Origin of the sequence: Shewanella decolorationis (assembly GCF_004354305.1) — a bacterium.
Lineage (GTDB): Bacteria > Pseudomonadota > Gammaproteobacteria > Enterobacterales > Shewanellaceae > Shewanella > Shewanella decolorationis.
Genome location: NZ_CP037898.1, coordinates 1,057,700 through 1,071,381 on the forward strand (window position 1 = coordinate 1,057,700; position 13,682 = coordinate 1,071,381).

A 13,682-nucleotide genomic window follows, 5' to 3' on the forward strand; every position below is an offset into this window, starting at 1 on the left:
GTTTGAAAAAGCACAACAGCGCCGCGAAGGCGCTGTTGCTAGCGGGGAATTACTCAGCTGCGTTGAAATAACGGTAAATCACACCAGCGAGAATAGCGCCTACGATAGGAGCAACCCAGAAAATCCACAGTTGTGATACGGCCCAATCGCCGACAAAGAGCGCAGGGCCAGTACTGCGGGCAGGATTCACTGAGGTGTTTGATACGGGAATACTGATCAAGTGAATAAGGGTTAAACATAGACCAATTGCAATCGGCGCAAAGCCTTTAGGTGCGCGCTCATCGGTCGCCCCTAAAATCACCAATAAGAAGAACAAGGTCATCACGATTTCACAGATCAACACCGACATCATGCTGTAACCACCGGGGGAATGTTCGCCAAAGCCGTTAGAAGCAAAGCCCGCCGCGAGACTAAAGCCTTCTTGCCCTGAGGCGATTGCGTACAATATTCCCGCGCCGACAATACCGCCCGCCACTTGGGCAATGATATAAGGCAGCAGTTCCGAGGCTGGAAAACGTCCGCCAGCCCAGAGTCCAAAGGATACGGCGGGGTTTAAGTGGCAACCTGAAATATGACCAATGGCAAACGCCATGGTCAGAACCGTTAAACCAAAGGCTAACGCTACCCCGAGTAAGCCTATTCCGACTTCCGGAAAGGCCGCCGCGAGCACAGCGCTGCCGCAGCCGCCGAGAACGAGCCACAGAGTGCCCAAAAATTCTGCCGCCATTTTTTGTGACATATTCATTGATTGATTTCCTATTCAGACGATTTATGCGGACAAACGCTTCACGCTTTTTGCATAAACCCTTGTTTATCTTGCTAGTTAAGTTGAGCTAGATAAATAACCACTCCCTTAATTGATATGTTTGTGCGCCCAGAATGTGCAGGCACGAGTTGGCCTTCACAGTGAGTCAGTTGTGTATTTACTGCTTAGTTAACAATCACTTTAGCGAGTTTAGATGACACAACTGTGATCAAGCATAGATGGGTTTTTATATTGTGCATTTTTGAGCGAGTGTCATTGGCGCTATTTAAAGCATTTTTAGGCATAGTCTCTGTTGTTTTGTTATGCCTTATCTTGTCACTGTTCGGTAAAAGTACAGTGGTTCTCTTACCACCCAACGAAGATTTTTTCGCATATTCAATAGTCGATTTATTCTCTTTGTTTATCTTTAATATATTGAAAATAAATGAATAGATATTTAATAGATATAAAACGGGGAAAGAAACGAGGGACAGATGATTGCCGCTCTTCACTTGGCAAAGTACAAGGTCTTGGTTGCTGAAATGTTAATTGTGTTTTTGTGGTGTTGCTACCTCATATTCAAAGAACTTGATGGATTAGAAAAACACTGTTAGCGAGACGAAGTAACAGCTTTAAATAACAACAAGAATGGCTTGCGCTGTAAAAGTGAAGGTGGGAAGGATGAAGAAGAAATTATTGACCTTGGCAATCCAAGCTTCGATGTTTGGTATTGCTCCTTCGGTAGCTTGGGCTGCCGATCCAATTGAAGTGAATGCGGTGAATGAGAGCGCTAATCGGGTTGAAGTCGAGGTAGCGGATAAGCAAGACAGCATTGAAAAAGTCACTGTCACGGGCTCGCGGATTAAGCGCGACAGCTTTTCCCTTAGTACTCCATTACAGGGCTTAGATGCCAAGGATATCGCTGATAGCGGTATTGGTTCATTGGCGGATATTTTAGTTGATCAAATTCCTGCCTTGGCCGAAGGGGTTAGCAGCACCAATAGCCAATCGAGTGTGCAAAATACCGGCCTATCAACCATTGACCTACGTAACTTAGGCACGGATCGTACCTTAACCCTTATCGATGGTCGTCGTGTTGTTTCTAATAGTTATAGTGGTAACTATGTCAGCTTAAGCACGATTCCTGCCGCTATGGTCGATAAGGTCGAAATCATTACCGGCGGGGCGTCGGCTGTGTATGGTTCGGATGCTATTGCAGGTGTGGTCAATATTATCACTCAGCAGAATAAGACTGGGTTTGAGATTAACGCCCGTGGCGGCGAAACCACCGAAGGTGGTGGCCGAGAAACCACAGTCGATGTAGGTTATGGCACTGATTTTAATAGCGATAAAGGTTATATCTTTGCCAGTGCGACTTACGATAAGCAGCATGGGTTATTTGCAACCGACAGGGAAAGAGCCCTGTATGAGTCAAGTTTTGCCTACGACGAAAAGCAAATGTGTAATACCATGAATACCGCCGATGGTTATCAGTGTATGCGGGATATTACTCCAGAAGATTGGCGTGAGCGCAGCAACGATATTGTCGGTGGCCGTTTTAAATCGAACTCTTGGTGGTACGATGGCTCTGAGCTTAAAACTGACTTTAAAGAAGAGCGCGATGGTTATAACGGTTATACCACAGGCTTATTAAAGGTTCCCGAGGATACCTTAGCCGCTGCGGTCAAAATAAATTATGACCTTAGTGAAAGTGTTCGTGCGAATGCACAAGTTCAATTTAGCCGTAATACTGCGTTTCGTCGTACCGATGCTGAAGGCCAAGACTATAACGACGCTGAGCTGTATATCGATCCCATCACTGGATTACCTGGGATGATTGATGCGGGCAGTATTTTAGCCAATAACCCTTATATACCCGCTGAAATTGCTGCAACAGCAGGCAAGAGCATTACTTGGGACCGTCGCTTCGAAGAAGTGGGGCCAGTTGAAAGTGACAACGAGCGTACCACGTTACGTACTTGGGCGGGATTACAGGGGGATTTGTTTGAAACTTGGACTTGGGATGCCTCACTGGGTTACGGTAAGTTTGAACAGCGTCAACGTCGCAGCAATGAGATCAGCATTCGTCGTTTAAGAAATGCCTTGAATGCCGTATATGCCGCCGATGGTGTCACGATTCAATGTGCCAGCGAAGCCGCCAGAGCCGAGGGCTGTGTGCCCGTCAATATCTTTGGTGAAGGCTCCATCAGCAAGGAAGGAGCGGACTATATTCGCGCAAATCCCTATATCAACACAGATATCACGCAATTTAATGCCCTAGGATTTATCTCAGGAGAATTATTTGAATTACCTGCGGGTGGTGTGCAATCGGCATTTGGGATGGAGTATCGCCGAGATACCCAAGCTGTGGATACCGATAAGGCGATGCGTGGTGATGCGATTACTTTTAACGATGTTCCTCCCTTCGAAGGTGATGTCACTGTCTGGGAAGCCTTTGGTGAGGCGAGTCTTCCGTTATTAAGAGATGCGAGTTTTGCCAATAAACTTGACCTTGATGTGTCATTACGTCTTGCGGATTACAGCCAGAAAAACATCGACTTAATGTCGAGTTATCGCGCAGGTCTACTTTGGGAGCCTATCGCCAACTATGCACTGCGTGCAAACTACTCTCGCTCACAACGTGCGCCAAATATCACAGAGCTTATTTCTCCCCCCCGTGGTGATTACGACAGTATTCGCGATATTTGTAATGGTGTAACGGCAACCTCAACAGGCGCTGGGCATGATAGTTGCCGTCTCGATCCTGGGATTGCAGCGGCCATTGCTAGCACTGGCATTTTCAAAGCGGTAAGTGGTTCAAAGTATTCTCCTAACGCGGGTAATGAAAACCTGACCGAAGAAACCGCAGATACCTATACCTTAGGCTTTACCATGGCGCCAGCCTTCCTTGAAGGTTTCAATCTGGCGGTTGATTACTACGATATCAAAGTTGCCGATGCGATTGGTTCATTAAGTAACGAGGATATTCTGGCCGAATGTTATAACTCGAGTAACCCTTATGGAGCTGATAATGAGTACTGTCAGGATATCACTCGTGATACTGAGGGCCAAATCACCCAGGTTATTCAGCAGGAATTGAACTTAAATGACATAGTCACTCGTGGTATCGATTTCGCCATGGCCTACGAGTGGCAATTAGACGGATACGGTGAACTCAGCTTAAAAACTAACTGGACCCATGTGTTGGAATACAGCTCAAGTTACTACGGCGCTGATGGCTTAGTGGAGGAGGATTATGTGGGTGAACTTGCCAGTGGAATTTTTGAAGACCGAGGTGCAATTTCATTAAGCTGGAGTAACGATGATTGGCGTGTGCGTTGGAGCGCGAGGTATAAGAGCGCCATGGTTGATAGTCATGACCGAGTTGAAGAATGGAATGTGTTGAAAGCCGAAAACCAAGCCAAACTTGATGCGGGTGATGCCAGTGCAGTGGCGAACCCAGAAACGCCAGAGTTCTTGTTCTATGGCTCGTATATCACTCATGATTTGTCGGTGTCTTACACTATGGACGTGAGTCAGGCTGAATTACGTTTATACGGCGGTGTGCGTAATATTTTCGACAATCAGGGTCCTTGGGTGGCCGATACTGGTGATTTAGTCGAAACCGGTAACGGTAACTACAGCAGTGCCTATGGCGGTGGTGTAGGGCGCTATGCCTACTTAGGTGCAGAGCTTAAGTTCTAATATCATTGAACTGATACTAATCACTTAAGTTTGCTCAACCGCATGTGGTTCTCTGCATGCGGTTTTTTATTGCCATTATCCGCAAGATATTCACATCAATAGGTTTGTCGCAATAGGTTAGGCACAATCATCAAGCCTTTATTGGATAGTCTGATACAGACCTTTGATACTTCCTCTCTAGAGAAGCGCTTAACGTTAACTCTTTCAGCCAGAGCTTGAATAAGTGCTGACTTGAAGTGAGTAGCTAACGGGGAATAGTAAAAAGGCAAAGCTTCGGCGTAATAAGTTAGAGGGGGATACTTTCTTAAATTGAACAGAGTGTATAGGGCTCAGTGATAGCAGTAACTTGTTAAGCGATTGGCGACTTATTATGCCGCCAATCATCTGATGATGTGTTCTTGTGGAATGCTAAGCGCTGATTTTTACAGGTTCGTGGTCGGCAGATTTGCCTTTAAGAACTGGCTTTGTTCCCAGAGCAAGTGTTCTAGGGATTCCTTAGCCGCATAACCGTGTCCTTCAAAGGGCAAGATAACTAATCTTGCTTTACCGCCAAGGCCTTGAATGGCATCGAACAAACGCTCCGATTGTAGCGGGAAAGTGCCTGAGTTTTGATCCATCTCGCCATGAACTAATAGCAAGGGCGATTTGATGTTATCAGCATAATTAAATGGTGACATTTGCTGATAAATATCATTGGCTTGCCAGTAGTAACGCTCCTCATTTTGAAAGCCAAAAGGCGTTAGACTGCGATTATAGGCACCGCTACGGGCAATGCCTGCATAGAATAAGTCCGTATGGGCGAGCAAGTTTGCCACCATAAAGGCCCCGTAGGAGTGTCCGCCTACGGCGATTTGTTTGCGATCGGCAATGCCTAAATCGACCAAGGTATCGACAGCCGCCTGCGCGTTGGCGACGAGTTGTTCGCGAAAGCTGTCATTGGGCGCTTTATCCCCTTGAGCGATGATGGGCATAGAGACTTTATCAAATACCGCAAAGCCTTCGGCGACTAAAGGAATTGGGCCCCTTGGGCTGATGCTGGGATATTGATTGGCGCTAAAGCTGATTTGGCCCGCGACATCGGGATCGTTAAATTCCCGCGGATAAGCCCACATCAACACGGGTAAGGTGCCTTGCTCCTTGGTGTAATTAGCGGGTAAGTAGAGAGTGCCTGACAGGGGCACGCCATCGGCTCTTTTGTAGGTGATCAGCTGCTTCTGCATCCCCCGATACGCACTCAGTTCATCGGCCTGTTGGTAGAGCACTCGTTCTTTGGCGCCATCGATTAAGACAAGACTCGGTGCTTCAGTCGGGCTTTCACGGTTGATAATCAGTTGTAAGGGCTCAATATTGAGCACGTAGCGCACCGACTCTAATTGGTTGGCTGCAGATTGCCATAACAGTGAGGATTCTCCTGTAGCGAGTGAGGTGTGTTTTAAGAATGGCTTATCGCCTTGAGGCGATGCCCCCTGGCCGTAGTGCATAACCCCTGCGGTTTGTGCCTGCACGCGGATCACTTGCCCTTTGCCTTGGGTATATTCTCTGGGGAATGTTCCAAGCTCTTGATATTTATCGCGCAGATTACGCTCGTTCAAGGTATACAACGAAGTTTCCCCAAGCTGGGTGTCTAGGCGACTCAGTCGCAGTAACTGTGCTTTGCTATTGCGCTGGCTCACTAAGGCGATGTTATTTTCCGCCCAGTCGATATCGATGATCCGCCAAGGGGTTTTGGCGATGAGTTTGGCCTTTTGGGTAAAGGGCGCATCAAGTTGCCATAGGCTATCCCGCAGCGGCGCCTCTTGCTGGCTATCGCCCTGATCTAAAGCCTCGGTAAAGGCTAAGGTTGCGCCTTGCCCTTGAACCCAATGGAACATGCGAGGGCCGGGTAAAACAGAGTCTTTTCCTTGAGGTTTGGATTCACCACTTTGGCTGTGATGTAACTGAGCAATCCTTTGCCCCTTGAGATTATAAACCTCTATTAAAGTTGGAAAATCATAATACTTTACTTGGGTTGAAAACGGCGTGGTGAGCTGATGGGTTAAGATATATTGACCATCTGGCGACAGCGAAAAATCCTCAAAGATACCCGGCGCGGCGATATTTGTCAGCTTGCCATCTAAATCCACAAGTGCCAGTTGACTGGTCGTCAGTTGGCTAAAGCGTTGTTTGTCAGCGCTGGTTTTCAACAAGTCTTGATAGGTGCGTTGCGGGCTTTGTTTGCCGGAGGTTTCCTTGGTTTTCGGTGCGTAAACGGTAGGAGCTATGCTTGCGTTGGTATTGGGGGCAATGACAAAGCGAGCAAGCAGACTACTATTATTAGCCCATTGATAATCAAGGCTAATCGTGCCATTTAATCGGTTGTCTGACAGGCGCTTGTGGCGGTCTTGAGCGATGTTGTATACATATAAGTAACCGCCCACTGGCGTTAGGCTGACATAGGACAAATAGCGACTGTCGGGGGAAAATTGCACTTCGGTGATATCGTGGCCACCTGGCAAGCTTATCAGCCGCTGTCGATTATCCTGAATATTAATCAGCCTGAGTTGGTGGTAGCGTTGGGTGATACGGCTCGGTAAATATTGCTCGGCGGCGATGCGTAATCCTGCCAACTTCTGCTCAGGCTGGGCTAGCGTGGCAATACTCGGTGCTGCAATGGGGCTGAGTAACGCCAGCCACTGATGATCATTTGAGAGTCGAGTCGTGAGATCCGCGTTATGCGCAATGGTTTGTTGCAGTGCGGGGGAAGGTTTCTGGTAGTCCTGCGCGAAGGTGTTGGGGATAAAAATCAGGCATAGCATAGTCCAGATGCCAATTAAGGTTAAGCGAAGCATACTTGGGTTCCTTGCAAAGAAACTACCCCTGCTGAGATGAGTTGACCGCAGGAGTAAGGCTTTGACTCTTATGTTGTTATTGGTCAATCAGTTGTAAGTAATCTGTTGCCGTATCGCAATCTATCTTGGCTCGTTTCTATATTGTTTAAATCTCTATTTTAGATTTGTTACTTACTAATCTTTTGAATTTTAAATAGTTAGTTGAACTCATTCGTTTGCTAACTAGGCTCAGTCTTAGGTAGTATCTAGCCTGATGATGTACTCATTCCCGTAACCATAAAAAGACGAATAGCGAAGGTGTGAGAAAAATGAAGGATAAGAGTAAGTTGGGTTTCAGCTTGGGGAGTTGCCATATTGACCCTTCCGATAACTCAATTTTATTTCAAACGCAGGGGGATGAATCATCCTCAAATGAATCGGCTAAAGTGTCGCTTCAACCTAAGTTTATTGAAGTACTTAGCTATCTCGCCCTGCGTTATCCTAATGTGGTTACCCGCGATGAGTTGATAACTCAAGTGTGGGAAGGCAATGCCTATGTTGGCACTAAGGCGCTCACCAACGCGATTTGGCATTTACGGCAGCAATTATCGCCTCTAGATGTTGAGGGAGGTGTGATTGAGACAGTGCGTAAGGCTGGCTATCGTCTGTTGTTACCGCCTATCTACGATCAACTCGACGATACCGAAGAAGATTTACTGCAGACCACTGAGACTAAATTGCAACATGCCAATCAGCGTTTGCGCTTAACGGCGATGGTGCTGGGTGCTGTGGCTGTTGTCGGTTGTTTATTTATAGGTATGCATTTATATCAAGATAAACGGCGGATGACGGATACCCAAATGACGGTGCTGACTCGAGATCCGGGTTCGGAGCGTTATCCAAGGTTATCCCACGATAGGCGTTGGCTTGTGTATGGGGCGAGTCGTCCTGGGGTGACATCTAGTCTGTATCTTAAAGATTTTAAACGTGAAGATGTGCCCGCCCGTCAGTTAACCCCTTCCTCCTCATCTGAGTTGCGTGCTGTGTGGAGCTTAGATGATACCAAGTTGTTTTTTGCCTCCCGCAGCCATGCGACGGGAAAGTGCACCATTACCCAATTGACTTTAGCAACCAATGAGATGCTAGCCCTAGCCCCCTGTAGCACTGATATGGCGGCGATAGATATTTCCCCCGATGGTCAATATCTTGCTTATATCTCCTCTCATGAGACGGATAAAGTGGGTGGTATTTACCGCTTACCTTTGGCAAAAGCAGACGCTAAGTCTGAAAGATTATCCTGCGAAAGCCAGTGTAATTATGAAGATAGAGATTTAGCCTTTAGCCCCGATGGTAAATGGCTTGCGATAGCGAGGCGCTTTAGTAATATCTCTGAGGATATTTTTATTCGCGACTTAGCCAATGCCAATGAAACACGCTTAACCCAAGGACTAGAAGATATTCGCGGCTTAAGTTGGACGCCCAACAGCCAGGCGTTAGTGTTTGCTACGGAAGACTCTGGTAGTCGCAATGGTTTTACTATCGATATTGAAACTACTCAGATTCGGCCGCTTGATGTGGAGGGTATGAGTTATCCCAGTAGCGTATCCGATGAGGGCGAGTTGGTTTATCACCAGTATCGCCGGCAGTTCCAAATGGCGTATTTTTCCCTCGGGGATAAAGTGCCGGGCAGTTTGTTTCCACTGTTATATTCGGGCGTGAGTCACCGTAATCCCGATTATTCCCCTGAGGCGGGGCGAATCGTGTTCGTCTCTAGCGATACTGGCTATAACGAGATTTGGACCTCGGATATCAAGGGGCAAAAACTTGAGCAACACACTCAGCTTAAGTCGCGTGTTGCTTATCCGCGTTGGTCACCCGACGGTTCTAAAATTGCTTTTATCGCCCCCGATGATCGTAATGAAGGCAATCGCATTTTTATTTTAGATTTAACCAATAAGAACATTACCGCCTTAGCCTCGAGTTACCACAACCATGGTCGCCCCTGCTGGAATTGGCAGGGTACAGCCGTATTGGCATCGACCAGCGACGGTATCACCGAGTTTTATTTAGATAACAGTGCGCCCAAGGTGATAAGCCCTCTGAGTATGGCGGTGGGTTTTGCCAAGTCGGCAACTGAATTGGTGTTTAGTCGCTATGGGGGAAATGGACTATGGCAGCTTGATCTGACTCAGCCTGAGCAAGTTGAAGAATTAATCTCCAGCAAAGTATTCCGCGCGGGCAATAACTGGGTGCTTACGGCGGACGGGGTGTATTTCAAATCCAGTAATGGTAATGAGCAGCGATTGAATTACTGGGAGGCGAGCAGCCAGCAAGTCACGCCACTCCTCAGGGTGCCACGCTCGAGCCTAAGCGGGTTTGGCTCTATGACCTATATTCCGGAGTCAAACCGCTTAGTGATGACGCTCGATGGCTTTCCGCAGCGGGATATCATCTTACTTAAACACAAACTACTTAAGTCGTTTTGAGTTTTACTTGGCGCTAAAGCGTCCGCCTAATACAGCTTCGCGGGAGGCGCCTGTGACTGCTGGCAGGTTGGCGGGCAAACCTAAATGGTGGCGCATTGCGAGCCATGCAAAGGCGATGCCTTCGGCCCATTTAGGGTCGACGCCTAGTGCAGAGGTGGTATCGATGTGATAATCCGGTAGTAGCGCCGCTAAACGCTGCATCAACTCGGTATTAAAGGCGCCGCCACCGCAGACAAATAATTCCCCAGCTTGGGCGAGTCCAAGAATGTCGCGGGCGATGCTGTGGCAGGTTAAATCGAGTAACGTTGATTGGATGTCTTCTTCATCTAATTGATTAAATGGAGATAATTGCTGTTCTAACCAAGCCTGATTAAATAACTCGCGCCCCGTGCTTTTAGGATAGGCGAGGGAGAAATAAGGATGCGACAGCAATTGCGCCAGCAGCTGTTGATCGGTTTTGCCCGAAGCGGCCCATTCACCGCCTTTGTCATAGGGCTCATTTTTCACTTGCTGGATCCAAGCATCAATCAGCGTATTGCCAGGCCCAGTATCGAATCCTAAGACCTCTTCACGATTCCCAGTCAGATAGGTGATATTGGCAATGCCGCCGATATTGAGGATCACGCGCTTTTTACCCACTTGGGCAAAGGTTTGCTGGTGGAAGGCGGGTACTAAGGGCGCGCCTTGGCCGCCTAAGGCAATGTCTTTACGTCGAAAATCGGCAATCACATCGATGCCAGTCTCGGTTGCTATGGTATTGGGGTCGCCAATTTGCAGGGTAAAACCCACCTCAAGGTTTGGCATGTGGCGCACGGTCTGGCCATGGCTACCAATGGCAATGATCTCTTCTTTGGCTATCTGGGCTTTGGCGAGCAAGTTGTTGACCGCAAGAGCAAATAATTTACCGACACTACGATCGAGACGGCCAAGGCGGTTGATTTCATCATTGCCGGGCAGGCACAAGCGTTGCAATCCCTTAAGCAAATGGCTGGGGATCGCCTCGGTATGCGTTGCGATAAGCTGTGGCTGCTCGCCCGCAAAGTCAACTAACACCGCATCGACGCCGTCCATGCTGGTGCCAGACATCAGTCCAATATAATAAGCCTTGTTCATGTGAGGGGATCCGTCCGTCGTTATTGCATCGCCAATTGGGTTTGCTTGTTCTGTGAAATGCTGGCCATCAACTGTTTGCTAAGCGCATCGAATTGTGGCTTTTCTTTACGGGCAATCGATTCGGCCTTAGGTAAATCAACCGTTCTTGGATTACGGTGTACGCCATTGACGATAAATTCATAGTGTAGGTGAGCGCCTGTGACGCGTCCTGTCTTACCTAAGGTGCCGATAATTTGCCCCTGCTTAACGCTGGCCCCTTTACTGACGTTGCGTTTGGTCAAATGCAAATATTTAGTCGTGTAGGTATCGTTGTGCTTAATGAACACATAGTTACCATTAAATTGATTGTAGCCGGATTCGATAACTCGGCCATTACCCGCCGCCTTAATGGGGGTACCAATGGCGGCAACATAGTCAACGCCGCGGTGAGCCTTAACTTGCCCCGTCACAGGGTGTAAGCGTTTGGGGTTGAAGTTTGAGCTGACATATTTAAAGTCAACCGGTGAGCGCAGGAAGGCCTTACGCATGCTGGTGCCGTTTTCGGAGTAATAGTTGCCGTCGGTATAGCGAATCGCGGTATAGCGCTCATCTTGGTTGATAAACTCTGCGGCGAGGATATTGCCGTTACGTAAAAACTCGCCTTCGGCATATTCCTGCTCGTAGATAATGGCGAAGCTGTCGCCCTCACGTAAATCCAAGGCAAAGTCGATATCCCAGCCAAACACGGTCGATAGCTGCATAATTTGGTTCGCGTTTAAACCCGCATCAACAGCGGCATTCCAGAAGTTACTCTTGATTTTCGCGCTGGTGAATTGAGTGCGGATTTCAATGTCTTTTTCGGAGATTTTCTCGGAATACTTATCCTGATCCTTAGTGATCACTAAGGTCGATACCGCATCGACACGGTAGCGTACTTCGGTTAAATCACCCTTGGCATCTTTCGATATCACAATTTCTTCGCCGGGGATGATTTTTAACAGATTCTGTTTGGCGAGTGGCAGCTGGGTAATTTCGTACACATCTTTGCTGGTGAGTCCCGCGCGCTCAAAAACTGCGGCTAAGGTATCACCATTTTTCACATTAAAATGTTCAACATCTTGGTGATGGGCGCTCTCTAAGGTTTCGCTGGCGGGCACATTGCCTGCGGCTAAGGCATCGGCCGAAGATAATGGCGTGGTGTTGGTGGATGAATCTTGCGATTGGCCCTCAACCCCTTCAGGACGCTCTGGGGAGCGAAAGGCTAAAGGAACATCGTAACGGGTATTAACTTGGGCTTGGTTTGCAACACCTTGAGTTTGTCTTGAAGCTTGGGCTTCTTCAGAGGGAAAAAGCAAGGTTATCGTAGTGATAACAGAAAGAATGCTGAGGAGAATTTGATGCTTTTTAGGCAACAATTTAAATAACGTTATAACCTTTCCCATGTGACGCCGATACCGATTACCTAAGGCCTGAATAATCCATTAGTTTACACACTTTCAATTGTGGTGGCTAACAAGTAACATAAGTCTCCTCATTTTATGATCATGGCCTTAGGAGTCCCCGCCGAGATGGCTGATTTAGACCAAGTATTAGCAGAAATTAGACGTGGTACCGATGAGATCCTACTCGAATCGGATCTGCTGGAAAAACTCAAAGAAGGACGTCCACTTCGTATCAAGTTAGGCGCTGATCCTACCGCACCGGATATCCATCTTGGACACACAGTAATTTTAAATAAATTAAGATTATTCCAAGAGTTAGGTCATGAAGTCATTTTCTTAATTGGTGACTTTACCGGTATGGTGGGTGATCCAAGTGGTAAAAACAGCACGCGTCCACCACTCACCCGTGAGCAAGTATTAGCCAACGCTGAGACCTACAAAGAGCAGGTCTATAAAATTTTGGATCCTGCAAAAACCCGTATCGAGTTCAATTCGAGCTGGTTAGAGACATTAGGCGCGGCGGGGATGATTCGTTTAGCCTCGCAGCAAACTGTTGCTCGTATGATGGAACGTGACGACTTTAAGAAGCGTTATGCTTCGGGTCAGTCGATTGCTATCCACGAATTTATGTATCCACTTTTACAGGGCTATGACTCTGTAGCCCTGAAGGCTGACGTTGAATTAGGGGGAACCGACCAGAAGTTCAACCTGCTGATGGGCCGTGAGTTACAAAAAGCCGAAGGCCAAAAGCCACAAGCCGTGATTATGATGCCCCTGCTTGAAGGTTTAGACGGCGTGAAGAAAATGTCTAAATCGGCGCACAACTACATTGGTGTGAGTGAGCCCGCCAATGAAATGTTTGGCAAGATCATGTCGATTTCTGACGAATTAATGTGGCGCTACTTTGAGTTGCTGTCATTCCGTCCTTTGGCCGAGATTGAACAGTTCAAACAAGATATCGCCAACGGTGCTAACCCTCGTGATACCAAGATTGCCCTCGCGAAGGAAATCATCGCGCGCTTCCACGATCAAGCGGCAGCAGAGAGTGCTCATCAAGCCTTTATCGACCGTTTCCAAAAAGGCGCTATCCCAGATGATATCCCTGAGGTTGAATTAGCGGCGGGTGAAGGCTTAGCGATTGCTAACTTACTTAAAGATGCTGACTTAGTGGGTTCGACTTCCGATGCGATGCGTATGATTAAGCAAGGCGCGGTGAAGATGGACGGTGAGAAGGTTGACGATAGCCGCATGACCTTAAGCGCTGGCACGGTTGCCGTATTCCAAGTCGGTAAGCGTAAGTTCGCGAAAGTGACTCTGGTTTAATTCGAACTATGTTAGTGCCGCTTGTGAGTGCTTATAAGGGTTAATAAGCACTTACCAAGCAAGTAAAAGAGCGCCTAAGGGC

7 protein-coding genes are annotated in these 13,682 nt (G+C 47.7%); 3 read left to right on the forward strand and 4 right to left on the reverse strand.

The genetic code is table 11. The annotated features are described in order from the left end of the window. Nucleotides 1-49: 49 nt before the first annotated feature. On the reverse strand, nucleotides 50-745 hold the full coding sequence (gene aqpZ / locus EYR25_RS04675) for an aquaporin Z (protein ID WP_133178681.1): 696 nt from the start codon (nucleotides 743-745) through the stop codon (nucleotides 50-52). Nucleotides 746-1,426: 681 nt separating this feature from the next. Here aqpZ and EYR25_RS04680 point away from each other — a divergent pair. Beyond that, on the forward strand, nucleotides 1,427-4,450 hold the full coding sequence (locus EYR25_RS04680) for a TonB-dependent receptor domain-containing protein (RefSeq protein ID WP_133178682.1): 3,024 nt from the start codon (nucleotides 1,427-1,429) through the stop codon (nucleotides 4,448-4,450). Nucleotides 4,451-4,872: 422 nt separating this feature from the next. Here EYR25_RS04680 and EYR25_RS04685 read toward each other — a convergent pair whose 3' ends face one another. Further along, nucleotides 4,873-7,278, reverse strand: a complete 2,406-nt coding sequence (locus tag EYR25_RS04685) for a S9 family peptidase (protein ID WP_133178683.1) — start codon at nucleotides 7,276-7,278, stop codon at nucleotides 4,873-4,875. Between the two features lie 308 nt (nucleotides 7,279-7,586). On the opposite strand from EYR25_RS04685, the gene EYR25_RS04690 reads away from it, so the two are divergent. Then, nucleotides 7,587-9,743, forward strand: a complete 2,157-nt coding sequence (locus tag EYR25_RS04690; protein WP_133178684.1) for a winged helix-turn-helix domain-containing protein — start codon at nucleotides 7,587-7,589, stop codon at nucleotides 9,741-9,743. Nucleotides 9,744-9,746: 3 nt separating this feature from the next. Here EYR25_RS04690 and EYR25_RS04695 read toward each other — a convergent pair whose 3' ends face one another. Further along, entirely contained in the window at nucleotides 9,747-10,856 is a 1,110-nt protein-coding gene (locus EYR25_RS04695) for an anhydro-N-acetylmuramic acid kinase (protein WP_133178685.1), read from the reverse strand. 20 nt (nucleotides 10,857-10,876) lie between these two features. Beyond that, nucleotides 10,877-12,277 (reverse strand): peptidoglycan DD-metalloendopeptidase family protein, encoded by a 1,401-nt coding sequence (locus EYR25_RS04700; RefSeq protein WP_133178686.1) that lies wholly within the window; start codon nucleotides 12,275-12,277, stop codon nucleotides 10,877-10,879. Nucleotides 12,278-12,403: 126 nt separating this feature from the next. On the opposite strand from EYR25_RS04700, the gene tyrS reads away from it, so the two are divergent. Further along, the gene (tyrS, locus tag EYR25_RS04705; RefSeq protein WP_133178687.1) at nucleotides 12,404-13,600 is read left to right on the forward strand and encodes a tyrosine--tRNA ligase; all 1,197 of its coding nucleotides are present in this window, start codon (nucleotides 12,404-12,406) and stop codon (nucleotides 13,598-13,600) included. Nucleotides 13,601-13,682: the final 82 nt, after the last annotated feature.